We start from the raw sequence: 25,416 nt of genomic DNA on the forward strand, positions 1-25,416 counted from the left end.
TCCCGCAGAGATGACCGACGCCCGGATTGGTGTGGGGGAACCGGGTCGTCATCTCCCCATGCCGACCCGCCAACAACCAACCGGTTGTCGCGGCGCGACAGCTGCCAGCGACGCTGACATTGTGAAGAACTCGTAAAGCCTTGTGTTTGATCTCGATCAAAAGCCGGGCAATCAACCCAACTCAGCCACCGTGGACCGGTCGGTGCGCACGCACCGCCATCACCAGGCCGAAGCCGGCCAGCAGCGAGACCGCCGAGGTGCCGCCATAGCTGATCAGCGGCATCGGCACGCCCACCACCGGCAGCAGGCCGGAGATCATGCCGCCGTTGACCAGGATGTACACGAAGAAGGCCAGGCCGGTGGCGCCGGCCAGCAGCCGCGAGTAGGTATCGCGCGCCTCCACCGCGATCCACAGGCACCGGCCGATCACGAACAGGTACAGGGCCAGCACCACCGCCACCCCGACCCAGCCGTATTCCTCGCTGAGCACGGAGAAGGCGAAATCGGTGGTCTGCTCGGGGATGAAGTTCAGGTGCGACTGCGAGCCCAACCCCCAGCCCTTGCCGGTCAGGCCACCGGAGCCGATCGCGATCTTGGACTGGATGATGTTCCAGCCGGCCCCGAGCGGGTCACTCTCCGGGTCGAGGAACATCATGATGCGGTCCTTCTGGTAGGGCCGCAGCAGCCACAGCCACGCCACCGGCGCGGCCGCGGCCACGCCGCCCACGCCGATGCCCACCCACCACCACGGCAGGCCGGCCAGCAGCAGCACGAACGCGCCGCTGGCGGCGATCAGCACGCCGGTGCCGAAGTCCGGCTGCAGCATCACCAGCCCGGTCGGCACGCCGATGATCACCGCCGCCACCAGCACCACCGGAATGCGCGGCGGCAGCGGCATGCGATTGAGGTACCAGGCCACCATCATCGGCAGGCTGACCTTGAGCAACTCGGCCGGCTGCAGGTAGAACAGCCCCAGGTTCAGCCACTGCCGGCCGTACTTGCCGGTGCCCAGCACGAACACCGCCAGCAGCGGCAGCATGGAGACGGCATAGATCAGCGGCGTCCAGGCGCGGATGCGCAGGATGGAAACCCGCGAGATGGCCCACATCGCCACCAGGCCCACCGCGAAGCGCACGCCCTGCGCCATCACCAGCCCGCCACCGCCGGCGCTGTCCAGCACCGACAGGCCGATGCCCATCAGCACGGCCAGCGCGATCAGCAGCGGCCAGTCCAGGCCGCGGGTCAGGCGCTGGCCCATCTCCAGTGCCCAGCGCAGGAAGTCCCTCATCGTTGTGCCTCCGGGCCGCGCGCCTCGGGCCCGGCCGGACGCGATGGCGCCACGGCGGGGGATTCGGGAGAGGACGGTGCCTGTGGCGGTGGCGCGGGCGCGCCCACCATCACCGGCATGGCATCGAACAGCAGTGCCGCCTGTTCACCACGGGCGCGTGCGGTCGGGTCCTCGGTATCGAAGGTGGCGATGCCGACCGCGACGGTGCCGCGCTCGGCATCCAGCGGCTGCAGGCCCTCGGGCATCACGCCCAGGAGCCACGCATCGAACACCTTGCGCGCGATCGGCGCGGCCGCCGAACCACCGTAACCACCACCCTCCACGGCGATGGCGATGGCGATGACCGGGTCCTCGGCCGGCGCAAAGCCCACGAACAGCGCGCGGTGGCGCAGGTGCATCGGCAGGCTCTTGGGGTTCAGCGCGGCGGTGCCCTTGCGGCTGATCACCTGCGCGGTGCCGGTCTTGCCGGCCATCCGGTACTGGGCCCCGGCAGCGACACGCCAGCCGCTGCCACCGGGCTGCATGGTACCCATCATGCCTTCGCGCACGGCCTGCAGGTTGGACGGATTGGGGCTGATCGGCAGCGGTGCCGGCTGCGCCATCGCCATCCAGTCGTGGTCGAAACCGGCGCGTTGTTCGGTGACCAGGTGGGGGCGCCGCAGCTGTCCAGTGGCCAAGCCGCCCACGCCGCGCGCCAGCTGCAGCGGCGTCACTTTCCACAGGCCCTGGCCGATGCTGGCATTGACGGTATCGCCCGGGTACCAGCGCTCGCGGTTCGCCTTGGCCTTAGCCGCCGGCGAGGGCAGGATGCCGCCGATCTCGCCGAGCAGGTCGATGCCGGTGGGCTGGCCGAAGCCGTAGTGGCCGCCCATGTACTCGTCGTAGCGCTCGATGCCCATGTCGATGCCGAGCTGGTAGTAATAGGTGTTCACCGACTGCGAGATCGACTTGCGCAGGTCGGTCCAGCCATGGCCGCCACGGTTGGCGTCACCCCAGCCACGGCTGACGCCGGGCAGGTAGAACATGCCGCGCGAGAGGATCTTGTCCTCCGGCCGGCGCAGCCCGCTGTCCAGCCCGGCCAGGCCGAGGAACGGCTTGACCGTCGAACCCGGCGCCACGCCGCCCAGCACCAGCCGGTTGAACTGCGGCCGCGACGGGTTCTCGTTGAGGCGCTTGAAGTCGGCGTGCGAGATGCCGTTCACGAACAGATTGGGGTCGTACGACGGCAGGCTGACCATGGCCAGGATCTCGCCGGTACGCGGGTCGATCGCCACCGCCGAGCCTTCCTGCTCGCCGAAGGCGGCCACCATCGCCCGCTGCAGGTCGGCATCGATGGACAGCCGCAGGTCGGTGCCCGACTGCGCCGGCACCCGGCCGACGGTGCGGATGGCGCGGCCCTGCACGTTGGTCTCGACCTGCTCGTAGCCGATCTTCCCGCGCAGCTGCTGCTCGTAGTAGCGCTCCAGGCCGGACTTGCCGATGTGGGTCAGCGCGGCATTGCCCTCGCCCAGCTCCTCCAAGTCCTTGTCGTCGACACGACCGACGTAGCCGATGATGTGCGCGAACAGGTCGCCGTAGGGGTAGCGCCGGGTCAGGTACGGCTCCAGCTCCACGCCCGGGTAGCGCCAGCGGTCCACCGCGAAGCGCGCCATCTCGTCGTCGCTGACGCGCAGCTTGAGCGTCACCGGCATGAAGCTGCGACGCGCCTTGCGCGATTGCCGGAAGCGCTCGATGTCCTCATCGCCCAGCGAGAAGATCTGGCGCAGGCCGGCCAGGGTGGCCTCCATGTCCTGCACCTTGTCCGGGGTCACGTCCAGGCGGAAGGCCGGCACGTTCTCGGCCAGCAGCCGGCCGTTGCGGTCGTAGATCAGCCCGCGCCCCGGCACCACCGGACGCGCCTTGATGCGGTTGGCCTCCGAGCGCGTGGCATAGATGTCGTGGTCCAGCACCTGCAGCTTGAAGTACCAGCCGCCCAGGAAGCCCAGCGCCAGCAGCACGCCGAGGAAGCCCAGTGCCGCGCGCCGCCGGAACTGTTCGGCCTCGGCGTGCGGGTTCTTGGTCTGGCGCCGGTTGTACATGCTCAGCGCCCGCGCTTGCCCAGCCGCACCGCATCCAGCAGCACATACAGCGGCAGCCACAGCGCCATGCCCAGCAGCGGCGCCCACCAGTAGCTCCAGGGCAGCAGCGGCGCATCACCGAGCAGGTGGATGGCCGCGTCGATGACGCGGTCGTTGAACAGCAGCCCGCCGATCGACAGCGCCTGCTGCGACAACGGGAAGAACCGGATCCGCGCGCGGAAACGCTGCAGGATGAAGGCCATCACCACCAACCGCAGCGCCTGCTCGCCGAGGATGCCCCCGGTCAGCACATCGGCCAGCAGGCCGATGCAGAAGGCGAAGCCCAGCCCCGCGCGCTCGGGGGTCTCGATCACCCAGTACGCCAGCACCAACGCGAGCCAGTACGGGCGCAGTGGCAGCAGCAGGTCAGGCAACGGCACCAGTGCCAGCAGGAACGCCAGCACGATGCTGACCGGCAGCACCCAGCCCTTGTTGCGTAGGCGGCTCATCGGCGCTGCTCCGGCGTGGCCTGCGGCGACGGCGCTTCGGCCGGAGCCGTGGACGCACCGGCGGCGCCTGCCGGAGTGGGCGGCGGGCCTGCCGGCGGTACGGCCGTGGCACCGGTCGGGGCCGCAGGGGCCGGCGGCGTGACGGTACCGGCCGCGTCGGCCGGGAGCTCCAGGCCCTGGGTCACCGGCAGGCGCGGGATGGCCGGCACCGAGCGCAGCAGCAGCACGTTGCGACCACGGTCCAGCTTGGCCGCCGGCTCCAGTTCACCGACCAGGAAGGCATGGGTATCGTCCGGGCGCAGCTTGAGGATCCTGCCCACCGGAAAGCCGGCGGGGAAACGCCCACCGAGGCCCGAGGTCACGATCTCATCGCCCACCTCGACGCCCGCGCTGAGCGGGATGTCGCGCAGCTCCAGGCGATCGCCGCGCCCGTAGGCGATCAGCCGCACCCCGTTGCGGGCCACGTTCACCGGCACCGCGTGGTCCGGGTCGGTCAGCAGCAGCACGGTCGAATGGCTGGCATTGACCGCGATCACCTGCCCCATCAGGCCGCCGGCATCGATCACCGCCTGGCCGACGTGCACGCCGTTGCGGCTGCCCGAATCCAGCACCACGCGCTGCTTCACCGGGTCCAGGTCAATGTCCAGGATCGGCGCCAGCTGCACGTCCAGGCCATTGCGTTCGGCGGCATTGAGCAGCTCGCGCAGCTGCGCGTTGTCCAGCGCGGCGGTCTGCAGGCGGGTCAGGCGGGCATTGGCCAGCAGCAGCTGGTTGCGCAGCTCGCGGTTCTCCTCGACCAGCTGGCCGTGGCTGGCGGCATGGTCCTTGACCGTGGCGCCGACGCGGCCGGGCAGCCCGGCCAGTGCCCAGACCGGCTGCACCACCACGCTGGCCTGCGCACGCAGGCGCGACAGCCAGCCGCCCTGGATGTCGAGCACGATCAGGGTGATGGCCAACGCCAGGTAAGCCAGCAGTCGCAATGTGCTGCTGGCATCACCCTGTCGGGAGGCTACGGGAGGGCCGGCGTAAGGAGGCACGGATCAGGCGCTGGGAGCAGTGAAAGGGAAAAAGGGAATGGGGGCCGCAGGAGCCCCCGAACGTCAGCGCGCACACCGGATGTCATCTGCAGCGGGGGCAGGAACACGCGGACCGGGGCAGATCGCAGCAACCCACGCATCGTCATTCCCGGCTCCCCACCCCGATCCCGGCCTCACTCCGGCGCGAAGAACTCGTTGCCGTGCATGTCCACCAGCTCCAGCGCACGGCCGCCACCGCGGGCCACGCAGGTCAGCGGGTCATCGGCCACCTGTACGTGCAGGCCGGTCTCCTCGGAGATCAGGCGGTCCAGGTCGCGCAGCAGGGCGCCACCACCGGTCAGCACGATGCCGCGCTCGGCGACGTCGGCACACAGTTCCGGCGGGGTCTGTTCCAGGGCCAGCTTGACCGCCGAGACGATGCCCGACAGCGGTTCGTGCAGGGCCTCGAGCACCTCGTTGGAGCTGATCTTGATCATCTTCGGCACGCCCTCGGCGAGGTTGCGGCCGGAGATCTCCATCTCGATCACTTCCGCCTGCGGGTAGGCGCAGCCCAGCTCGACCTTGATGCGCTCGGCGGTGGCCTCACCGATCAGCATGCCGTGGTTGCGGCGCACGTAATTGGTGATGGACTCGTCGAAACGGTCGCCGCCGATGCGGACCGAGGCCGAATAGACGATGCCGTTCAGCGAGATGACCGCCACTTCGGTGGTGCCGCCGCCGATGTCGATGACCATCGAGCCACGCGCCTCGGTCACCGGCATGCCGGCGCCGATCGCCGCGGCCATCGGCTCCTCGATCAGGAACACGTCACGCGCACCGGCCTCCTCGGCCGACTCCTTGATGGCGCGGCGCTCGACCTGGGTCGAGCCGGCCGGCACGCAGACCAGCACGCGCGGGCTCGGGCGCAGCACGCGCGACTTGTGCACCTTCTTGATGAAGTGCTTGAGCATCGCCTCGGTGTAGGTGAAGTCGGCGATGACGCCGTCCTTCATCGGGCGGATGGTGGTGATGTGGCCCGGGGTACGGCCGAGCATCTGCTTGGCCTCGGCGCCGACGGCGGCCACCGAGCGGGTGCCGCCGATGGCACGGTCCTGGCGCACGGCCACGACCGACGGCTCGTTCAGCACGATGCCCTGGCCGCGCACATAGATGAGGGTGTTGGCCGTGCCCAGGTCGATGGACAGGTCATTGGAGAACATGCCACGCAGCTTCTTGAACATCTGGGAAGTGATCCTGACGGGTGTCGTGCCCACGCCGGTTGGCGAAAAAATGGGCAGAAAATGAGGGCCGCTAGCCTATCAACCCACCATGGCCCGGGCAAGAAAAATCCTTGGAAAATCCGGGTTCCGGACCACATCAGGCAGACGCGGTACAGATTCGGTTGTGGCCGTCCGCCGCGGCACCCGGTAACCTTATGCGCTTTGGCGCGCTGCGCGCCGGCCCGCCTGCGGCCGCACGGCGGCGTTTTCCTTTTCCCGTATAGGCCTGTTCGCGATGTCCGCTTTGATCTGTGGTTCCCTTGCCTTCGACACCATCATGGTGTTCCCGGACCAGTTCAAGAACCACATCCTGCCGGACAAGGTGCACATCCTGAACGTGTCCTTCCTGGTCCCGCGCATGCGCCGCGAGCTGGGCGGCTGCGCCGGCAACATCGCCTACAACCTGAAGCTGCTCGGCGGCGACCCGATCCCGATGGGCACCGTGGGCCAGGACTTCGGCCCGTACCGCGAGCATTTCGAGCGGCTGGGCATCAACCTGAGCCAGGTGCGGGTGCTGGAGGAGATGTTCACCCCGCAGTGCTTCATTACCACCGACCACGACAACAACCAGATCACCGCCTTCCACCCGGGCGCGATGATGCGTTCGCACGAGAACCACGTGAAGGACGTGCCGGGCGTCACCTTCGGCATCGTCGCGCCGGACGGCCGCGAGGGCATGATCCAGAACGCGGCCGAGTTCCTGGAATGCGGCATCCCCTTCATCTTCGACCCGGGCCAGGCGCTGCCGCTGTTCAACGGGCCGGAGCTGCGCCAGTTCATCGAACAGGCCGACTACGTGGTGGTCAACGACTACGAGTCCAACCTGCTGCAGCAGCGCACCGGCTGGAGCGAGAAGGAAATCGTCGAGCGCACCCAGGCCTACATCACCACCCAGGGGCCGCGCGGGGCGATCATCCATACCCCGGAAAAGAGCTTCGACATCCCGCCGGCGCACGAGCGCCGCGTGGTCGACCCGACCGGCTGCGGCGACGCCTTCCGCGCCGGCCTGATCTACGGCATCGAGAAGGGCTACGACTGGCTCACCATCGGCCGCATGGGCAACCTGATGGGCGCGCTGAAGGTCGAGCACCCCGGCACCCAGAACCAGCGCTTCGACTTCGCCGAGTTCAACGACCAGTTCAAGCAGCAGTTCGGCTACGCGCTCTGAACCCGAAGCGCGGCGGCACCCGGGAAACGGCGCTTCGGCGCCGTTTTTCGTTGCCCCCGCCACCGCCCGGGCAGGCACCGGTTAGCCTTGTGGCCTGACCCGACCGCCACCGCCAATGTCCCTGGGCCTTTTCTGCGCGGTGCTGCTGGCCGCCCTGCTCCACGCCAGCTGGAACGCCATCGTCAAGCTCGGCGGCGACACGCTGCTGACCACCCTGCTGGTCACCGGCTGGGCGGCGGTGCTCGCGGCCCTGCTGCTGCCGTGGTTGCCCGCGCCCGCGGCGCGGAGCTGGCCCTGGCTGGCGGTATCGGCGGTCCTGCAGGCCGGCTACTACGTCCTGGTCACGCGCGCCTACCGGGTGGCGGACATGAGCCTGTCCTACCCGCTGATGCGTGGCTGCGCACCGCTGCTGGTGGCCCTGGCCGGCAGCCTGGCCTTCGACGAGCACCTGCCCGCTGCCGGCTGGGCCGGCATCGCCCTGGTCTGCGGCGGCATCGTGCTGATGGCCGGCAGCGGCAACCGCCGCAACCTGCAGCTGCCCCTGTTCATCGCGGTGGTCATCGCCACCTACACCCTGGTCGACGCCCGCGGCGCACGCCTGTCCGGCAACGCGCTCAGCTACACGCTGTGGCTGTTCCTGCTGTCCGGGCTGCCATTGCCGCTGTGGGCACTGGCCCGGCGACGCGCCGAGCTGGGGGACTACCTGCGCCGGAACTGGGCACGCGGCCTGGTCGGCGGCATCGGCACCACCACGTCCTACGGCATCGCGCTGTGGGCGATGACGCTGGCGCCGGTGGCGATCATCGCCGCGCTGCGCGAAACCTCGATCCTGTTCGCGTTGGCGCTGTCGGCGCTGCTGCTGAAGGAGCGGATCAGCCGGCGGCGCCTGCTGGCCGCGGCGGTGATCCTGATCGGCGTGGCCTTGCTGCGGCTGGCCTGATGCACCCGCCGCTCAGAGCGGCGGCATGCGGGCGATGTCCTCGTCCACCAGTTCCATCGCCATCACCAGCGCGTCCTCACGGCCATTGTCGGTGGGGTAGTAACGCGGTCGCCGGCCGATCTCGTTGAAGCCCTCGCTGTGGTACAGCGCGATGGCCGGGGCATTGGACGGGCGCACCTCCAGGAACACCCGCACCGCGCCACGCTGGCGCGCCACCCGCACCAGCTCGCGCAGCAGCCGCCGGCCATGGCCGCGCGACTGCACCAGCGGGTCCACGCAGACATTGAGCACGTGCGCTTCGTCGGCGGCGAGGCTGAGCATGCCGTAGCCGACCAGGCCATCGTCCACCTCGAGGATCCGCCCGGGATAACCGGCGCGCAGGCAGTCCTGGAAGATGCCACGCGTCCACGGGAAGGAGTAAGCACGCAGCTCGACCTCCATCACCGCGTCCAGGTCGTCTTCCTGCATCGGCCGCAGTACCGGGCCGGCCGGTCGGGCCTGCGCGTTCATTGCCGCTGCTTCCGCCGCAGGCTGCGCAGTTGCGGCCACAGCGCGCGCTTGGCGGCCGGGTTGGCACGCAGCTCGTCCAGCGGCCAACTGTCCATCAATTCCCGCGTCTGCGGGTCATTCGGGTTGCAGCCGGACGCGCGCAGCAGGGCGATCTGCAGGCGGTCGGGCATGCGCAGGCCACCGCCGCGGCGGGGCAGGGTCGCCGCCGATGCCGGGGGGACGGGCCTGTCCGGCGCGGTCGCCGGGGCCTCTGGCGCGCGGGCAGCCTGCTCACGGCGGGCGGGCTGGGCGGCCGGGCGCGGCGGCGTCGGGGTACGCGCCGGCGCGATCTCCAGGGCGACCGGCGGCGCGGCGGCCTCCATGGCAGGCGGTGCGTCCAGCGCACTGCCTTCCAGGTAGACCGTGTAGCCCATCGCCTGCAGCAGCGCCTGCTGCTGCGCGGACCACAACGGCGCGGGCGCGAGCCCGGTCATTCCACCTTGCCGGCCGGCGCGCGCCGGCGCAGCAGCAGCCACATCACCGGCCCGGAGATGGCATACAGGATGCCCACCACGAACAGGGTGCGCGGCAGGTCCACGACCATGATGGCGATGATGATCGGCACCAGCGCCAGCACCACGAACGGCACGCGCTCCGAGCGCGGCCCCTTCTCGTTGCCGCCCTTGAAGCTCCAGAAGCGGATCCGGCTGACCATCAGCAGGCCCGAGACGATCGTCACCGCCAGCGCCACGTAGCGCAGCTGCTCGCCGCTCCAGCCCAGGTTGCCGTCGGCAAAGGCCCAGACGAAGGACATCATCAGGCCCGCCGCGGCCGGGCTGGCCAGGCCGACGAACCAGCGCTTGTCGACCGTGCCGACCTGGGTGTTGAAGCGCGCCAGCCGCAGCGCGGCGCAGGCGGCGTACAGGAACGCGGCCGACCAACCGACGCGGCCGAGGATCTCGCCGTCGAACTTCAGCGAGGACAGCGCCCAGTGGTACATGACCAGCGCCGGCGCCATGCCGAAGCTGACCAGGTCGGCCAGCGAGTCGTACTGCACGCCGAACTCACTGCTGGTGCCGGTCAGGCGCGCCACGCGGCCGTCCAGGCCGTCCATGACCGCCGCCACGAACACGGCGATGCTGGCGTTGACGAAGTCCCCGTTGGCGGCGGCGATGATCGCGTAGAACCCGGCGAACAGGCCGGCGGTGGTGAACAGGTTCGGCAGCAGGTAGATGCTGCGCGAACGCGGTGGGGGTCTCAATTCGTCCATGCCGCCCAGTTTAATCGACTTGCCAGCCGCGTCACCGGGTGCTGCAATCGGCGCCTTGCCCGTCCGCCCTGCCCGGAGTCGCCATGCCCGTCCTGCCCCGCCTCTGCTGCCTGCTCCTGCTCGCCAGTTCCGCCGCCAGCGCCGGGCAGCTCTACAAGTGGAAGGACGCCAATGGCGTCACCCAGTATTCGGAGCGGCCGCCGGTCGGGCAGAAGTACGAGACCCGGCAGATCACCCAGAGCGGCGCGCCCAGCGTCCAGGCCGAACCTGCGGCGGCGGCCGCACCGGCGACGGTCGACAACCTGCAGTGCGCCTCGGCCCGCCACAACCTGGAACTGCTGTCCAAGCCCAACCCGGTGATGCGCGATACCGACGGCGACGGCAAGCCCGACCAGACCCTGGACGACGGCCAGCGCCAGGCCCAGAAGCGCCTGGCCGAGTCGATGGTGGCCACCTACTGCATGCCCGCCGCGAGCCCCTGAGCAGGCAGGTCGGGCACGGCCTGGCGGCGCAGCCGCCCCAGCGGGCCGCGAGGCTGGCAAAATAGGCGATTCCGCCGTTTTGCGAAGCCCCTCCCATGCGCCTTTCCCGCTTCCACCTGCACACCACCAAGGAAACTCCCGCCGACGCCGAGCTGGTCAGCCACAAGCTGATGCTGCGCGCGGGCATGATCCGCAAGCTGGCCTCCGGCCTGTACACCTGGTCGCCGCTGGGCCTGCGCGTGCTGCGCAAGGTGGAAGCCATCGTCCGCGAGGAGATGAACCGCGCCGGGGCGGTGGAACTGCAGTTGCCGACCATCCAGCCGAAGGAGCTGTGGGAGGAGACCGGGCGCTGGCAGAAGTTCGGCGGCCAGTTGCTCAAGATCAAGGACCGCAAGGAGCAGGAGTACTGCTACAGCCCCACCGCCGAGGAAGCCATCACCGACTTCGCGCGCCAGGAGCTGTCCAGCTACAAGCAGTTGCCGGTCAACTTCTACCAGGTGCAGACCAAGTTCCGTGACGAGATCCGTCCCCGCTTCGGCGTGATGCGCGCGCGCGAGTTCCTGATGAAGGATGCCTATTCCTTCCATCTGGACGACGCCAGCCTGGTCGCCGAATACGAGAACATGAAGGCTGCCTACACCCGCATCTTCACCCGCCTGGGCCTGGAGTTCCGTTCGGTGCAGGCCGACTCCGGCGCGATCGGCGGTGATGCCTCGCAGGAATTCCACGTGATCGCCGATTCGGGCGAGGACGCGCTGGTGTTCTCCACCGGCTCGGATTACGCGGCCAACGTCGAGGCCGCCATCGCCGCCGACCCGGCCGCGCGTGCCGCCGCCGCCGAGGAACTGCGCAAGGTCGAAACCCCGACCCAGAAGACCTGCGAGGACGTCGCCGCGCTGATGGGCATCGCCCTGCTGCGCACGGTCAAGTCGGTGGCGGTGATGACCACCGAGGATGAATTCGTGCTGGCCCTGGTCCGCGGCGACCACGAGGTCAACGAGATCAAGCTGGCCAAGGTGACCGGCCTGCGCGATTACCGCATGGCCAGCGAAGCGGAGATTGCCGACCACCTGGGCAGCGAACCGGGTTTCCTGGGCCCGCTGAATCCGCGCAAGGCCATCCGCGTGGTCGCCGACCGCGAGGTCGCGGCGATGGCGGATTTCGTCGTCGGTGCCAATGAAAAGGGATTCCATATTGCCGGCGTCAACTGGGGCCGCGACCTGGCCGAGCCGGAAGTGGCCGATATCCGCAACGTGAAGGCCGGCGACCGCGCCCGTGACGGCGGCGAACTGAAAATCGCGCGCGGCATCGAAGTGGGCCATGTCTTCCAGCTGGGCCGCCAATATGCGCAGGCACTGAAGGCCACCGTGCTGGACGAGAACGGCAAGGCCGCGGTGATGTCGATGGGCTGTTATGGCATTGGCGTATCGCGCATCGTCGCCGCCGCCATCGAACAGAACCACGACGACGCCGGCATTATCTGGCCGGTGGCGATGGCACCGTGGCAGGCGGTGGTGTGCATGATCAACCCGAAGCAGGATGCCGCCATCACCGCGGCCGCCGAATCGCTGCTGGCCGAACTGCAGGCCGCTGGCGTCGACGCGGTGCTGGATGACCGCGGCCTGCGCCCGGGCGCGATGTTCGCCGACATGGAACTGATCGGCATCCCGCACCGCATCGTGGTTTCCGAGCGCGGCCTGGCCGCGGGCACCTTCGAGTACCGGTCCCGCACCGCCAGCGAGGCGGAGAATCTGGACAAGGCGGCGGTCCTGCAGAAAATCGCAGGCTGAGCAGAGAAAGGCCGGGATATATTCCCGGCCTTTTTCATTCCTGCATCACACAACGCACGTTATGTAGTTTGTCATCCGTACATATGGCCCGGTATGCTGTTTGCCGCTGCCACGGAGTGGCTGTCTCGAATCCATTTCCCTGGAGTAACCCATTAGATGAGTATTGATCTGTCCGGCCTGTCGGCCAAGGAACTTGCCACCCTGATCCGCGACGCGCAGAAGCGCAAGACCGTCGTGGCCAAGCGTCTGCCGGTCACCAAGGTCCGCGCGCAGCTGACCGCTGCCGCCAAGAAGGCCGGTTACACCATCGAGGAACTGTTCGGCGGCGCCGCTCCGAAGGCCGGCCGTCCGGCCAAGGCCGCCAAGACCAGCGCCCCGAAGGCGGGCCGCAAGCTGGCCAAGGTTGCCCCGAAGTACCGCAATCCGGCCAATGCCGAGGAAACCTGGACCGGCCGTGGCAAGCAGCCGCGCTGGCTGGCCGAGCTGACCGGCAAGGGCCGCAAGGTCGAGGATTTCCTGATCCAGAAGTAATCTGGATAATCGAAATCAGAAACGCCGGCGCAAGCCGGCGTTTTTATTTGGCCCCGTCCTGCCCGCGCATTACCGGATATATATGAATCTGAAATTACAGATTCTGGTTCTTGCGCGCCGGGATCAGCAGGTTGCCAAACAGCAGCCCGGCCACCAGCGCCATCACCACATTCACCACGGTCAGCAACGCGGATTCACCGGCATTTACATTCTGCTGCTGGATCAGGCTGAGCACCCCACGCAGGCTGATGCTGCCAGGCACCAGCATGATGATGCCGGGCAGGCGCACGATCGCGCCGGGGCGCTTGGCCAGCCGGCCAAACAGGTTGCCGGCGGCGGTCAGCAACATGGCCGCCAGGAAGATACCGGCCGGCCCGCCCCATAGCAGCCCGCCATAACGCGAGATCGCATAACCGGCCACGGAGGCGGCGATCACCCACGGATAATCGCGGACACTGGCGCGGAACAGCATGGCGAAGGCGAACGCCGCCACCAGCACCGAGCCCCACTCCACCCAGTTGGACTGCGGGCGCGAGGCCCGCACCACCGGCTCCAGCCCGATGTAATGGGCGATGGTGACCGCGATCATCGCGCCCACGGTGAGTTTCATGATGGTGGTCAGGGCACCGGCGAACCGCGCCGTGCCCGATACCCAGTGCTGGCTGGCCAGCTCGTTGACCGCGTTGGTCAATGCCATGCCGGGCAGCAGCACCACCAGCGAGGCGATGATGGTGGAGTTGAGGTTGAGCGGGCCGATGAAGCTGGCCACCAGGACCGCCACGAAGCCGGCCAGCAGCGCCGCCAAGGCTTCGCTGGCCTCGCGCGTGGCCACCCGCCGGTCGGTGTAGAACAGCAGCAGGCCGATCAGCAGGCCGGTCACGCCGGCGGTGGCGATATCCAGCCATGGCAGCCGCCACAGGCCCGCCACGCCGGCCGAGCCCAGGGTGAAGGAGGTCAGCATCGCGATCCGGTCGCTCAGGCCCGGGTCACTGTCCAGCTGGCGCAGCGCGGTATGGCCCTGGGCGATGCTCATGCGCCCCCCGGCCACCGCGTCGGCGATCTCGTCGGCGATGGCCAGCTTGTGCAGGTCGGTGCTGCCCGGCCCCATCCGGATCACGCGGGTGATGTCGCTGGAGCCGATCGCGCGGGTCGGGTCGCTGAAGCTCAGGATCAGGCCGGTCGGGTTCGACCACGGCTCGCAGTCCAGGTCCAGCTGCTGGGACAACGCGACCACCGAAGCCTCCAGCCGTTGCGCGGTGGTGCCGTAACTGTGCAGCCGCCCGGCCATCTCCGAGACGAAGGCCACGCGCTGCGCATAGGTGGCCCGAGGGGGCGCGGGAGCAAGGGTTTCGGCAGACATGGCCATTAGTATCGCCTGAAGCCGATGCAATACTCATCCGGGTTGTACGGACGTCGGGTTATCCTCGGCAACGGATGCCACCAATGACAGACATTTCCCCACCCCAGTGCGCGCAAGACCCTGATGCCGAAGGCCGGTTGCGGCTTTCCGGCAGCTGGACGCTGTCCACTGCGCTGCGCTCGATGGAGGCGCTCAAGGCCAGCCCGTCGCCGGTGACCACCATCGATGCGCGCGGCATTGACCAGCTGGATTCGGCCGGCGTACTGCTGTTGCTGCGCTTTGCCAGCAAGGCTGGCCTGCAGGAGCATGCCCTGCAGTTCCGCGACGAGCATCAGGCACTGGTCTGCACCATCGACGAGGTCGCCGACGAGCGCCCCAAGCCACAGCGCGACTACGGCGTGGCGGCGGCACTGGAACGCCTGGGCCGCTCGGTCCACGCCATCGGCCGCAACATCGTGGTGCTGGTCAGCTTCCTGGGCGAGAACCTGTCCAAGCTGGCGCGCCTGGTACGCCAGCCGCGCCGCTTCCGGATGACCGCCGCGGTCAACCAGATGGAAGAGGTCGGGCTGGACGCGGTACCGCTGGTGGCCCTGCTGTCCTATCTGGTCGGCGCGGTGATCGCCTTCCTCGGCTCGACCATCCTGCGCGACTTCGGCGCGGAGATCTTCGTGGTCGAACTGGTCAACATCGCCTTCCTGCGCGAATTCGCGGTGCTGCTGACCGCCATCGTGCTGGCCGGCCGCACCGCCAGCGCGTTCACCGCGCAGATCGGGGCGATGAAGGCACGCGAGGAGATCGATGCCATCCAGACCCTGGGCCTGGATCCGGTCGACCTGCTGGTGCTGCCACGCGTGGTCGCCCTGCTGCTGATGCTGCCGTTGCTGACCTTCATCGCGATGATCGCCGGCCTGGCCGGCGGCATCACCGTCGGCGCCTTCGACCTGGGCATCCCGCCGCAGATGTACCTGGCGCGCATGCACGAGACGATGGAACTGCGGCACTTCCTGGTCGGCATGTCCAAGGCCCCGGTGTTCGCGCTGATCATCGCGCTGATCGGCTGCCTGGAAGGGCTCAAGGTCGAAGGCACGGCACAATCGGTGGGCGAACGCACCACCTCCAGCGTGGTGCAGACCATCTCGCTGGTCATCATCCTCGACGCGCTGGCCGCGTTGTGGTTCATGCACATGGGCTGGTGACGATGGCCATCGCATCCAGGAACGACGAGCGCACTTCCGAACTGGCCATCCGCGTGCGCGGGCTGGTCAACCGCTTTGGCAGCCAGACCGTGCATGAGGGCCTGGACCTGGACGTGCGGCGTGGCGAGATCCTCGGCGTGGTCGGCGGCTCGGGCACCGGCAAGTCGGTGCTGATGCGCTCGATCCTGGGCCTGCGCAGGCCCGACGAAGGCCAGATCGAGGTCTTGGGCGTGGACGCACGTTCCGAGCATCCGGCCGACCGCCTGCAGATCGAACGCAACACCGGCGTGCTGTTCCAGGACGGCGCCCTGTTCTCCTCGCTGACCGTGGGCGAGAACGTGCAGGTGCCGCTGAAGGAACACCATCCCGAGCTGGACGAGCGCTGGCACTACGAGCTGGCGCTGCTGAAGGTGAAGCTGGCCGGCCTGCCGGCCGATGCCATCAACAAGCTGCCCTCGCAGCTGTCCGGCGGCATGCGCAAGCGTGCCGGCCTGGCACGCGCGCTGGCGCTGGACCCGCCGCTGCTGTTCCTGGACGAGCCCACCGCCGGGCTGGACCCGATCGGCGCGGCCGCCTTCGACCGCCTGATCAAGACCCTGCAGGAAGCGCTGGGCCTGACCGTGTTCCTGATCACCCACGACCTGGACACGCTCTACGCCATCTGCGACCGCGTCGCGGTGCTGGCCGACCGCAGGGTCGTGGCCAATGCGCCGCTGCCGGAAATCGAACAACTCGACCACCCGTGGATCCGCGAATACTTCCACGGCCCCCGCGCCCGCGCCGCGCGCGGCCTCCAGCCCGAGCACGTGTGACCATGGAAACCAAAGCCAATTACGTCCTGATCGGCGCCTTCACCCTCATCGTCGGGGTGGCCCTGCTGGCCTTCGGCCTGTGGGCGGCGAAGTACTCCTCCGACCGCACCTGGCAGGAGTACCGCGTGGTCTTCACCGAGGCGGTCACCGGCCTGTCGGTCGGCAGCCCGGTGCAGTACAACGGCATCGCGGTCGGCTCGATCACCGAGCTGACGCTGGCGCCGGACGACCCGCGCAAGGTCATCGCCAAGCTGCGCCTGAACTCGACCACGCCGGTCAAGACCGACACCACCGCCAAGCTGGCCATCACCAGCCTGACCGGCCCGTCGATCATCCAGCTCAGCGGCGGCAGCCCGCAGGCCACCGCCCTGGCCGTGGCCAGCAAGGAACCGATCCCGACCATCGCCACCGCACCCTCGGCCCTGCAGAACATCACCGACGTGGCCAACCGCGTGGTCGAGCGCATGGACGAGCTGCTCAGCGACGAGAACGTCGGCAAGATCTCGGCCACGCTGAGCCACCTGGAAACCATCAGTGGCGGCCTGGCCGACCGCGACAAGGGCACGCAGGCCCTGCTGGTCGAGGCCCGAGACGCGGCCCGCAACCTCAACGCCACCTTGAACACCGCCAATGGCGCGATCGCCCACCTGGACCAGAACGTGCTGCGCCAGTTGCCGGCCACGCTGGACAAGCTCGACACCAGCCTGTCCAAGCTGGATTCGGCCGCCGGCAACGCCGATGCGATCCTTGGCGAGAACCGCGCCGCGATCAACAGCTTCGCCAATGACGGGCTGGCCCAGCTCGGCCCGACCCTGACCGAACTGCGCGGCCTGATCCGCGACCTGCGCCGGGTCAGCGACCGGCTGGAGAACAACCCTGCCCGCTACCTGCTCGGCCGCGACGCACCCAAGGAGTTTGAACCGAAATGACCGCCCTTCCCTCGATCAAGCGATTCGCTCCGCTGTGCCTGCTGGTGCTGGCCGGCTGTTCGGTGCTGGCCGGCGGCGACCGCCAGTCGGTCACCATCTACGCACCGCAGGTGCGCGTGCAGGCCGACCCTGCCTGGCCGCAGGTCGACTGGCAGCTGGTGCTCGCCAAGCCCAGCGCGGCGCGGCTGGTGGACAGCCCGCGCATCAACGTCCGCCCCAGCCCGGGCGAACTGGAGGTCTACCGGGGCGCGACCTGGTCGCAGCCGGCCACCGACATGCTCGAGGACACGCTGCTGCGCGGCTTCGAGGACTCCGGGCGGATCGCCGCGGTGGCACGCATCGCCACCGGCATCCGCTCGGACTACAAGCTGACCACCGACCTGCGCCGCTTCGAGGCCGACTACCGCGGCGGTGACACGCCCGCGGCCACCATCGAGCTCAATGCCAAGCTGATCCACAGCGTGGACCAGCGCGTGGTCGCCGCACGCACCTTCGTGGTCGCCGAACCGGCCGCGTCCGCCGACATCCCCACCGTCGCGCGCGCCTTCGAAACCGCGCTGGACAAGGTCTCCACCGACCTGATCGGCTGGACGCTGCTCAGCGGCCAGCACGATGCGACGCGGCAGCCGGCGCCGCGATCCAGCGGAAAGTAAGGTTGATCCGCTCGCCCATCGGGCGGGCGGTCTTCGGCAGGGCGTGCTGGTAGTGGCGCTGGGTATCGCCGGCCATCACCAGCAGGTCGCCGTGGCCCAGCATGAACTCGGTGACCTGCGCCCGGTCATCACGCCGCCGCAGCAGGAACCGCCTTGCCGCCCCCAGGCTCAACGAGGCGATCAGCGGCTGCGTGCCGAGTTCCGGCTCATCGTCGCTGTGCCAGCCCATGCTGTCGCGCCCGTCGCGGTAGCGGTTGGCCAGCACGCTGTTGAAGCGGGCACCGCAACGCTGCTGCAAGCGTTCACGCAACGGCAGCAACGCCGCCGGCCACGGATGTGGCACGAAGTCGGTGCCGGAATAGCGGTAGTGAGCCTGCGGATCACCGATCCAGCAGCTCAGGCGCGGCGAATCCACCCAGCGGCCGAACATGCGGATGCGGTGCACCTCCCACGGCACGCCCTGCTGCAGGTCGTGCAGCAGGGCATCGGCGTCGGGGGCGGCCAGCCAACCGGGCCAGTGGCAGACAGACCCGGGTACGGCATCTGCCCTGGCAGCGTCCTCCCGTTCGGTTTGCTCGTTCATGCCCCACCCTTCAGAATCGCCCTTCGACAGCGAAGCCCCGCACCACCGGTTTCGCATGCCTTCGCCCGCCCCTGATAGTGCCATGACTTCTCCCCCGCACCGCTTCCTCATCCGTCAACGCTGGCGTCTGGCCCGCAGCCTGGCATTGGCCGCGGGATTGCTACGCAGTCTCGTCCAACGCGGGATCGGTGGCACGATGCAGGCCATCGGCAGGCGCATGCAACCGCACCCGGTCGCGTCGACCAAGCCGGCGCCCGTGCCCCCCCGCAATGCATCGGGAAGCGGCAGATTGCTGCTGTTCATTGACCTTGCCACCCCCACTCCCAGCCGCGATTCCGGCTCGGTACGCGCTCATCGCATCCTGCAGTTGGCCCACGAGTTGGGCTGGTCGCTGGCCTTCATGCCCGACAATGGCCAGTTGCCAGATGAGAGCGCACGGCTTCTACATGCACTGGACATCGAGCTGGTCGGCACGCCCGGGCAACCGCGCCTGGATCGCTGGCTGCAGCACCACGGGCACCGGGTCGAAGCGGTGTTCCTGTGCCGGCACCAGGTCGCCAGACGCCATCTGCAACTGCTGCGAGCCTTCACCCCCGCACGGATCATCTTCGACACCGTCGACCTGCATCACGTCAGGCTCGAACGTGCCGCGCAACTGCATGACGACGCCACACTCTTGAAGCAAGCGCGGCAGGCGCGCGCCGAGGAATTCCAGCTGATCGCCGAAACCGACGCCACGGTTGTCGTCAGTCACGCTGAACGGGAGTACCTGCAACAGGCCGGCGTCGCGCAACCGGTGGTTGTGCTGTCCAACATCCATGATGTGGTCGTCGCCGAGCGTCACATCGAGAACACCGCCGGGCTACTGTTCGTCGGCGGCTATCAGCACCACCCCAACCGGGAAGCCATCGCGTGGCTTGTCCAGGACATCATGCCGTTGCTGCGCAAAAGCGTGCCCGGCGTGGTGCTGCACCTGGTCGGCGAGATGCCGCAGGCCGACGTGGCACGACTGGCGGCACCGGACATCATTGTGCACGGCCATGTACCGGCCATCGAACCGTTCCTGCGCGACAGCCGCATCAACCTGGCCCCGCTGCGCAGCGGCGCAGGCGTCAAGGGCAAGATCAACCAGGCGATGAGCCATGGCCTGCCGGTAGTGGCCACCTCGATCGCGGCCGAGGGCATGTTCCTTCGACATGGCGAGAATGCACTGATCGCAGACAGCGCCGAGGCCTTCGCCGCGGAAGTAGCACGCCTGCATGATGACCCGGCCCTGTGGCAGCAGCTCTCGCTCAATGGCTATCGCAACATCGAGGAGCATTTCTCCTCGAACCTGGCACGTCGCACGCTGGCAGCGCTGCTGCCTCCGGATTGAGGGACCGCGCGACTGGCACCTGACAGGCAAGTGCTCGGCGCACTTCGCCATCCCTGCGGCAGCGAACGCTGGCCGGCAGCCCGAAGAAGCTGCCAGCCCATCAGATTCGCCTCAGCGCCGGAACGGCACGCCGGTCTTTTCCTTCAGCTCGTCATCGCTGACGCCCGGCGCGGCCTCGACCAGCACCAGCCCGTCGTCGGTGACGTCGAACACGGCCAGGTCGGTGATGATGCGATCGACCACGCCCACGCCGGTCAACGGCAACGTGCACTCCGGCAGCACCTTGTGCTCGCCGTTCTTGGCGGTGTGCTCCATCAGCACCACCACGCGCTGCACGCCGGCCACAAGGTCCATCGCCCCGCCCATGCCCTTGACCATCTTGCCCGGCACCATCCAGTTGGCCAGGTCGCCCTTGTCGGTGACCTGCATGGCACCGAGGATGGCCAGGTTGATGTGGCCGCCGCGAATCATCGCGAACGAATCATGGCTGCCGAAGTAACTGGCGCCGGCACGTGCGGTGACGGTCTGCTTGCCGGCGTTGATCAGGTCGGCGTCCACCTCGGCCTCGGTCGGGAACGGCCCGATGCCGAGCAGGCCGTTCTCCGACTGCAGCCACACGTCCACGCCTTCGGGAATGTGGTTGGCCACCAGCGTCGGCAGACCGATGCCCAGGTTCACGTAAGCGCCGTCGGTCAGCTCACGGGCCGCGCGGGCGGCCATCTCATCACGGGTCCAGGCCATCTCAGTTCCCCTCCTGACGCACGGTGCGCTGTTCGATGCGCTTCTCCGGCGTTGCGTTCAAAACAATGCGGTCCACGTAGATGCCCGGCAGGTGCACCTGGTCCGGGTCGATCGCGCCCACCGGCACGATTTCCTCCACCTCGACCACGCAGACCTTGCCGGCCATCGCACAGGCCGGGTTGAAGTTGCGGGCGGTCTTGCGGAACAGCAGGTTGCCGGCTTCATCGGCCTTCCACGCCTTGACCAGCGATACGTCCGCCTTCAATGCGGTCTCCAGCACGTAGTGCTTGCCGTCGAACTCGCGGGTTTCCTTGCCCTCGGCAACCACCGTGCCGTAGCCGGTGGCGGTGAAGAAGGCCGGGATGCCGGCACCACCGGCGCGCAGGCGCTCGGCCAGGGTGCCCTGCGGGTTGAACTCCAGCTCCAGCTCGCCGGACAGGAACTGCCGCTCGAACTCCTTGTTCTCGCCCACGTAGGACGAAATCATCTTCTTGATCTGGCGGGTCTCCAGCAGCTGGCCCAGGCCGAAGCCATCGACGCCGGCGTTGTTGGAGATGGCCGTAAGACCCTTGACCCCGCTGTCACGCAGGGCGGCGATCAGCGCCTCGGGAATGCCGCACAGGCCGAAACCGCCCACGGCCAGGGTCTGCCCATCGGCCACGATGCCGGCCAGGGCCTCGGCGGCGCTGGCGAATACCTTGCCGCGCTTGCCGGTCGGGGTTGGGAGATCACTCATCGCTTCTTGCCCACAGTAACCAAGGATGAGCGCATTCTAGCGGCGTTGCGGTGACGGCTACCTTGGACCTTCGTCCAGCGCGCAGACAGCCAACGGCCCTGCAGCCGACTAAACTAGGCGGCATCTCTCCCTCGCAGGATGCAAGCATGCCCCTTCCCGCTTTCAAGGCCTATGACATCCGTGGCCGGGTTCCGGAAGAGCTCAACGAGGACCTGGCCCGCAAGATCGGCAAGGCCCTGTCTGCCCAGCTGGCGCCGGGCACCGTGGTCCTGGGCCATGACGTCCGCCTGGCCAGCCCGGCCCTGCAGGATGCGCTGGCGGCAGGCCTGCGCGGCGAAGGGCGCGAGGTCATCGACATCGGCCTGTGCGGCACCGAGGAGGTCTACTTCCAGACCGGTCACCTGCAGGCGGCCGGTGGCGTGATGGTCACCGCCAGCCACAACCCGATGGATTACAACGGCATGAAGCTGGTACGTGAACAGGCACGCCCGATCAGCTCGGACACCGGCCTGTTTGCCATTTCCGATGCGGTGGCCGCCGATGACAGTGCCCCGCAACCGCCGCGTGCCGGTCAGCGCGCCGAGCATGACAAGAGCGCCTACATCCAGCACCTGCTCAGCTACGTGGACGTCTCCACGCTCAAGCCCCTGAAGCTGGTGGTCAACGCCGGCAACGGCGGCGCCGGCGCCATCGTCGACCTGCTCGCCCCACACCTGCCGTTCGAGTTCGTGCGCATCTGCCATGAACCGGATGGCAACTTCCCCAACGGCATCCCCAACCCGCTGCTGCCGGAAAACCGCGCCGCCACCGCCAATGCGGTGCGCGAGCACGGGGCCGACTTCGGCATCGCCTGGGACGGTGACTTCGACCGCTGCTTCTTCTTCGACCACAGCGGCCGCTTCATCGAAGGCTATTACCTGGTCGGCCTGCTCGCCCAGGCCATCCTGTCGCGCAATCCGGGCGGCAAGATCGTGCATGACCCGCGCCTGACCTGGAACACCGTGGAGATGGTCGAGGCGGCCGGCGGCGTGCCGGTGCTGTGCAAGAGCGGCCATGCGTTCATCAAGGAAAAGATGCGCGCCGAGAACGCCGTGTATGGCGGCGAGATGAGCGCGCATCATTACTTCCGCGAATTCGCCTATGCCGACTCGGGGATGATCCCGTGGCTGCTGATCGCCGCCCTGGTGTCCAGCAGCGGCCAGTCGCTGGCCGAACTGGTGGAGGACCGCATGGCCCGTTTCCCGTGCAGCGGCGAGATCAACTTCAAGGTCAGCGATGCCAAGGCCGCCGTGGCACGGGTGATGGCGCATTTCGCCGACCAGTCGCCGGCGCTGGACCATACCGACGGCATCAGTGCCGATTTCGGTACCTGGCGCTTCAACCTGCGCAGCTCCAACACCGAGCCGCTGCTGCGCCTGAACGTGGAAACCCGCGGTGACGCCGCGCTGCTGGCGCAGCGCACCCGCGAGATCTCCGAACTGCTCTCTGCCTGAGGACACCCATGAGTTCGATCCTGCCCGTCATCCTGTCCGGTGGTTCCGGCACGCGCCTGTGGCCGCTGTCGCGCGAGGCCTATCCCAAGCAGTTCCTGCCGCTGACCGGCGAGCGCACCATGCTGCAGGCCACCTGGCTGCGCGTGGCGGACGTTGCCGCGCATCCGCCGATCGTGGTGGCCAACGAATCGCACCGCTTCGTCGCGGCCGAACAGTTGCAGCAGGCCGGCACCGCGCCGTCGGCGATCCTGCTCGAGCCGATTGGCCGCAACACCGCACCGGCCATCGCTGCCGCCGCGCTGGAAGCCCGCCGCAACGGCGATGACCCGTTGCTGCTGGTGCTGCCGTCCGATCACCTGATCAACGACATCGCCCGTTTCCACCAGGCCATCGCCCAGGCCGCGGCAGTCGCCGAGCAGGGCAAGCTGGTCACCTTCGGCATCCAGCCAACCGCGCCGGAAACCGGCTATGGCTACATCAAGGCCGTGGCCGGTGATGGCCCCCGCGCTATCGAGCGTTTCGTCGAGAAGCCCGACCTGGCCACCGCCGAAACCTATGTCGCCTCCGGTGAGTACTACTGGAACAGCGGCATGTTCCTGTTCCGCGCCTCGCGGTACCTGGAGGAACTGGAGCGCCTGCAGCCGCAGATCCTGGCCGCGTGCCGCACCGCATGGGAAAAGGCACGCCGCGATACCGACTTCATCCGCCTGGATGCCGGCGCCTTCAAGGCCAGCCCGTCCGACTCCATCGACTACGCGGTCATGGAAAAGACCGGCGATGCCGCCGTGGTGCCGCTGGATGCCGGCTGGAGCGACGTTGGTTCGTGGACCGCGCTGCGTGATGTCTCCGAGCAGGACGCCGACGGCAATGCACACCGTGGCGACGTCATCGCCATCGACTGCCGCAACACCTTCGCCTATGGCGACCGGTTGATCGCGATGGTCGGGTTGGAGGATGTCATCGTGGTGGAGACCAATGACGCGGTGCTGGTCGGCAAATCCGACCGCATGCAGGAGGTCAAGGACGTGGTTGCCCAGCTCAAGGCCGATGGCCGCAGCGAGGCCACCTGGCACCGCAAGGTCTACCGCCCGTGGGGCGCCTACGACTCCATCGACCATGGCGAGCGTTTCCAGGTCAAGCGCATCACCGTCAAGCCCGGCGGTACCCTGAGCCTGCAGATGCACCACCACCGCGCCGAGCACTGGATCGTGGTCAGCGGCACCGCCGAGGTTACCCGTGGCGATGAAGTGCTGCTGCTCACCGAGAACCAGAGCACCTACATCCCGCTCGGCGTCACCCACCGCCTGCGCAATCCCGGCAAGCTGCCGCTGGAACTGATCGAAGTACAGTCGGGCAGCTACCTCGGCGAGGACGACATCGTGCGCTTCGAGGACACCTACGGCCGCGCCTGACCACGGCGTGGCGATGGCATGAAAACCCCGGGATTCACGGGGTTTTTCTTTTCACGTCATTGCCCGGCACGCAGCTCGGCGATCACTTTCCGCAGGCCATCCTGCCAGGGCGGCAGCACGATATCGAAGTCATGCTGCAGCTTGTGGTTGTCCAGCACCGACCACGACGGTCGCTTGGCCGGTGTCGGATACTCCGCGCTGGAAATCGCCTCGACCGCCGGCACCTTGGCCATCAGCCCGGCAGTCACCGCTTCGGCGAAGATCGCCTCCGCGAAACCGTGCCAACTGGTCTGCCCCGAAGCCGTCAGATGCCAGGTACCGGACAGCCCCCCCGGATGCTGCAGCGCCTTCACCGTAACCTCGGCGATCAAGGCCGCGCTGGTCGGCGTACCGATCTGGTCAGCCACCACGCGCAGCGCATCGCGCTCGGCGCCAACCCGCAGCATCGTGCGCAGGAAGTTGCCACCGTGCGAGGCGTACACCCACGCCGTACGGAAGATCAGGTGCCGGCCACCGGCCGCACGCACCGCGTCTTCGCCATCGCGCTTGCTAGTGCCGTAGACACCCAGCGGCGCGGTCGGCTCGTCCTCACGGTACGGCGCCGTGCCCTGGCCATCGAACACATAGTCGGTGGAGTAATGCACCATCGGTACGCCGTGCACTGCGCACCACCGGGCGATCACGCCCGGGGCCTGCGCGTTGGCGGCAAACGCGGCCTCCGGCTCCTGCTCGGCGCGGTCCACGGCGGTGTAGGCCGCCGCGTTGATCACCACGCCTGGACGGATGCGGTCAAGCAAGGTCGTCAGCTGCTCCGGCTGGGTGAAGTCGGCCGTTTCGCAGTCGCTTCCATCAGGCAACCGGCCGCTGCGCGTGGTCGCCACGACTTCGTCCACGCCGTGCAACGCGCGCAGCAGTTCCTGGCCAACCTGGCCATTGCCACCGAACACCAGCACGATCATGCGAGGTAAACCGGAAGACGGTCTTCGGGGATGTCCTTCAGGAACGGCGCGGCCTCGTCCTTGCCGGACAGGGTCGGGCCGCTGATCGGCCAATCCACGGCGATGTCGGCGTCGTTCCAGCGCACGCCGGCGTCGAATTCCTTCAGGTACACCTGGGTGCACAGATAGCTGAACACCGCACGCTCTGACAACACGGCGAAGCCGTGTGCGAAACCTTCCGGGATCCAGAACTGGCGCTTGTTCTCCGCACTCAACACGACCGCTTCCCACTGGCCAAAGGTGGGCGAACCACGGCGGATGTCCACCGCCACGTCGTAGACCTCCCCTTCCAGCACGCTGACCAGCTT

Annotated in this window: 25 protein-coding genes and 1 pseudogene; 12 read left to right on the forward strand and 14 right to left on the reverse strand. The window is 68.2% G+C overall.

The window, feature by feature from the left end; all coding sequences use genetic code 11:
* Nucleotides 1-181: 181 nt before the first annotated feature.
* The 5 genes from rodA to VA603_RS18945 all read right to left on the reverse strand — a co-directional run bounded on the left by rodA (nt 182) and on the right by VA603_RS18945 (nt 6,111).
* Nucleotides 182-1,288 (reverse strand): rod shape-determining protein RodA, encoded by a 1,107-nt coding sequence (rodA, locus tag VA603_RS18925; protein WP_132865674.1) that lies wholly within the window; start codon nt 1,286-1,288, stop codon nt 182-184.
* Nucleotides 1,285-3,366: a penicillin-binding protein 2 gene (mrdA, locus tag VA603_RS18930; RefSeq protein WP_323439751.1), complete on the reverse strand. Its 2,082-nt coding sequence runs from the start codon at nt 3,364-3,366 to the stop codon at nt 1,285-1,287. The genes rodA and mrdA overlap by 4 nt, the downstream gene beginning before the upstream one ends.
* Nucleotides 3,367-3,368: 2 nt before the next feature.
* Nucleotides 3,369-3,854: a rod shape-determining protein MreD gene (mreD, locus tag VA603_RS18935; protein ID WP_132865676.1), complete on the reverse strand. Its 486-nt coding sequence runs from the start codon at nt 3,852-3,854 to the stop codon at nt 3,369-3,371.
* Nucleotides 3,851-4,891, reverse strand: a complete 1,041-nt coding sequence (mreC, locus tag VA603_RS18940) for a rod shape-determining protein MreC (RefSeq protein ID WP_132865677.1) — start codon at nt 4,889-4,891, stop codon at nt 3,851-3,853. The genes mreD and mreC overlap by 4 nt, the downstream gene beginning before the upstream one ends.
* A gap of 173 nt (nt 4,892-5,064) precedes the next feature.
* On the reverse strand, nt 5,065-6,111 hold the full coding sequence (locus VA603_RS18945; protein ID WP_005419402.1) for a rod shape-determining protein: 1,047 nt from the start codon (nt 6,109-6,111) through the stop codon (nt 5,065-5,067).
* A gap of 274 nt (nt 6,112-6,385) precedes the next feature.
* Here VA603_RS18945 and VA603_RS18950 point away from each other — a divergent pair, with 274 nt between their 5' ends.
* Together VA603_RS18950 and VA603_RS18955 are read left to right on the forward strand one after the other, a co-directional pair.
* Nucleotides 6,386-7,318 (forward strand): carbohydrate kinase family protein, encoded by a 933-nt coding sequence (locus VA603_RS18950; protein WP_132865678.1) that lies wholly within the window; start codon nt 6,386-6,388, stop codon nt 7,316-7,318.
* A 115-nt stretch (nt 7,319-7,433) separates the two neighbouring features.
* Nucleotides 7,434-8,258, forward strand: coding sequence for a DMT family transporter (locus VA603_RS18955; protein ID WP_323439752.1), 825 nt, complete (start codon nt 7,434-7,436; stop codon nt 8,256-8,258).
* Between the two features lie 12 nt (nt 8,259-8,270).
* On the opposite strand, the gene rimI is transcribed toward VA603_RS18955, so the two are convergent.
* Genes rimI through pssA form a run of 3 tightly spaced genes read right to left on the reverse strand, consistent with a single transcriptional unit; the run spans nt 8,271 to nt 10,017 of the window.
* The gene (rimI, locus tag VA603_RS18960) at nt 8,271-8,768 is read right to left on the reverse strand and encodes a ribosomal protein S18-alanine N-acetyltransferase (RefSeq protein ID WP_323439753.1); all 498 of its coding nucleotides are present in this window, start codon (nt 8,766-8,768) and stop codon (nt 8,271-8,273) included.
* Nucleotides 8,765-9,241, reverse strand: coding sequence for an alanine acetyltransferase (locus tag VA603_RS18965; RefSeq protein WP_323439754.1), 477 nt, complete (start codon nt 9,239-9,241; stop codon nt 8,765-8,767). The genes rimI and VA603_RS18965 overlap by 4 nt, the downstream gene beginning before the upstream one ends.
* Entirely contained in the window at nt 9,238-10,017 is a 780-nt protein-coding gene (gene pssA / locus VA603_RS18970; protein ID WP_132865682.1) for a CDP-diacylglycerol--serine O-phosphatidyltransferase, read from the reverse strand. Before pssA ends, VA603_RS18965 begins: the two co-directional genes overlap by 4 nt.
* An 83-nt stretch (nt 10,018-10,100) precedes the next feature.
* Here pssA and VA603_RS18975 point away from each other — a divergent pair, with 83 nt between their 5' ends.
* From VA603_RS18975 to VA603_RS18985, 3 genes and pseudogenes are all read left to right on the forward strand, one after another.
* The gene (locus VA603_RS18975; RefSeq protein ID WP_323439755.1) at nt 10,101-10,499 is read left to right on the forward strand and encodes a DUF4124 domain-containing protein; all 399 of its coding nucleotides are present in this window, start codon (nt 10,101-10,103) and stop codon (nt 10,497-10,499) included.
* 95 nt (nt 10,500-10,594) lie between these two features.
* Nucleotides 10,595-12,289, forward strand: a complete 1,695-nt coding sequence (locus VA603_RS18980; RefSeq protein ID WP_323439756.1) for a proline--tRNA ligase — start codon at nt 10,595-10,597, stop codon at nt 12,287-12,289.
* 156 nt (nt 12,290-12,445) lie between these two features.
* Nucleotides 12,446-12,817, forward strand: a pseudogene (locus VA603_RS18985) (H-NS histone family protein); the annotation flags it as partial.
* Nucleotides 12,818-12,914: 97 nt separating this feature from the next.
* Here the strand turns inward: VA603_RS18985 and VA603_RS18990 are convergent.
* Nucleotides 12,915-14,180: a threonine/serine exporter family protein gene (locus VA603_RS18990; protein WP_132866223.1), complete on the reverse strand. Its 1,266-nt coding sequence runs from the start codon at nt 14,178-14,180 to the stop codon at nt 12,915-12,917.
* Nucleotides 14,181-14,263: 83 nt separating this feature from the next.
* Between VA603_RS18990 and VA603_RS18995 the strand changes: the two genes are divergently transcribed.
* The 4 genes from VA603_RS18995 to VA603_RS19010 are packed head-to-tail and all read left to right on the forward strand — an operon-like array spanning nt 14,264 to nt 17,770.
* On the forward strand, nt 14,264-15,376 hold the full coding sequence (locus VA603_RS18995) for an ABC transporter permease (protein WP_192287695.1): 1,113 nt from the start codon (nt 14,264-14,266) through the stop codon (nt 15,374-15,376).
* A 2-nt stretch (nt 15,377-15,378) separates the two neighbouring features.
* Nucleotides 15,379-16,188, forward strand: coding sequence for an ABC transporter ATP-binding protein (locus tag VA603_RS19000; RefSeq protein ID WP_132865687.1), 810 nt, complete (start codon nt 15,379-15,381; stop codon nt 16,186-16,188).
* A 2-nt stretch (nt 16,189-16,190) separates the two neighbouring features.
* Nucleotides 16,191-17,117 (forward strand): MlaD family protein, encoded by a 927-nt coding sequence (locus VA603_RS19005; protein ID WP_132865688.1) that lies wholly within the window; start codon nt 16,191-16,193, stop codon nt 17,115-17,117.
* Entirely contained in the window at nt 17,114-17,770 is a 657-nt protein-coding gene (locus VA603_RS19010) for an ABC-type transport auxiliary lipoprotein family protein (RefSeq protein ID WP_132865689.1), read from the forward strand. Before VA603_RS19005 ends, VA603_RS19010 begins: the two co-directional genes overlap by 4 nt.
* On the opposite strand, the gene VA603_RS19015 is transcribed toward VA603_RS19010, so the two are convergent.
* Nucleotides 17,715-18,353: an alpha-ketoglutarate-dependent dioxygenase AlkB family protein gene (locus VA603_RS19015; RefSeq protein WP_323439757.1), complete on the reverse strand. Its 639-nt coding sequence runs from the start codon at nt 18,351-18,353 to the stop codon at nt 17,715-17,717. The genes VA603_RS19010 and VA603_RS19015 overlap by 56 nt on opposite strands.
* Before the next feature lie 55 nt (nt 18,354-18,408).
* Here VA603_RS19015 and VA603_RS19020 point away from each other — a divergent pair, with 55 nt between their 5' ends.
* Nucleotides 18,409-19,728, forward strand: a complete 1,320-nt coding sequence (locus VA603_RS19020; protein ID WP_323439758.1) for a glycosyltransferase — start codon at nt 18,409-18,411, stop codon at nt 19,726-19,728.
* Nucleotides 19,729-19,839: 111 nt separating this feature from the next.
* On the opposite strand, the gene VA603_RS19025 is transcribed toward VA603_RS19020, so the two are convergent.
* Together VA603_RS19025 and VA603_RS19030 are read right to left on the reverse strand one after the other, a co-directional pair.
* A complete protein-coding gene (locus VA603_RS19025) occupies nt 19,840-20,469 on the reverse strand; it encodes a CoA transferase subunit B (RefSeq protein ID WP_132865692.1) in 630 nt (209 codons plus the stop codon).
* 1 nt (nt 20,470) lies between these two features.
* Entirely contained in the window at nt 20,471-21,205 is a 735-nt protein-coding gene (locus VA603_RS19030; protein WP_132865693.1) for a CoA transferase subunit A, read from the reverse strand.
* A 146-nt stretch (nt 21,206-21,351) separates the two neighbouring features.
* Between VA603_RS19030 and VA603_RS19035 the strand changes: the two genes are divergently transcribed.
* On the forward strand, nt 21,352-22,698 hold the full coding sequence (locus tag VA603_RS19035; RefSeq protein WP_323439759.1) for a phosphohexomutase domain-containing protein: 1,347 nt from the start codon (nt 21,352-21,354) through the stop codon (nt 22,696-22,698).
* Nucleotides 22,699-22,706: 8 nt separating this feature from the next.
* Nucleotides 22,707-24,110, forward strand: coding sequence for a mannose-1-phosphate guanylyltransferase/mannose-6-phosphate isomerase (locus tag VA603_RS19040; RefSeq protein WP_323439760.1), 1,404 nt, complete (start codon nt 22,707-22,709; stop codon nt 24,108-24,110).
* Nucleotides 24,111-24,166: 56 nt separating this feature from the next.
* Here the strand turns inward: VA603_RS19040 and rfbD are convergent, their stop codons facing one another.
* On the reverse strand, nt 24,167-25,069 hold the full coding sequence (rfbD, locus tag VA603_RS19045; protein ID WP_323439761.1) for a dTDP-4-dehydrorhamnose reductase: 903 nt from the start codon (nt 25,067-25,069) through the stop codon (nt 24,167-24,169).
* Nucleotides 25,066-25,416, reverse strand: a 351-nt coding sequence (gene rfbC, locus VA603_RS19050; protein WP_323439762.1) for a dTDP-4-dehydrorhamnose 3,5-epimerase, incomplete at its 5' end; no start/stop codon positions are given. The genes rfbC and rfbD, both read right to left, overlap by 4 nt.

This window comes from Stenotrophomonas capsici, assembly GCF_034961085.1.
Lineage (GTDB): Bacteria > Pseudomonadota > Gammaproteobacteria > Xanthomonadales > Xanthomonadaceae > Stenotrophomonas > Stenotrophomonas capsici.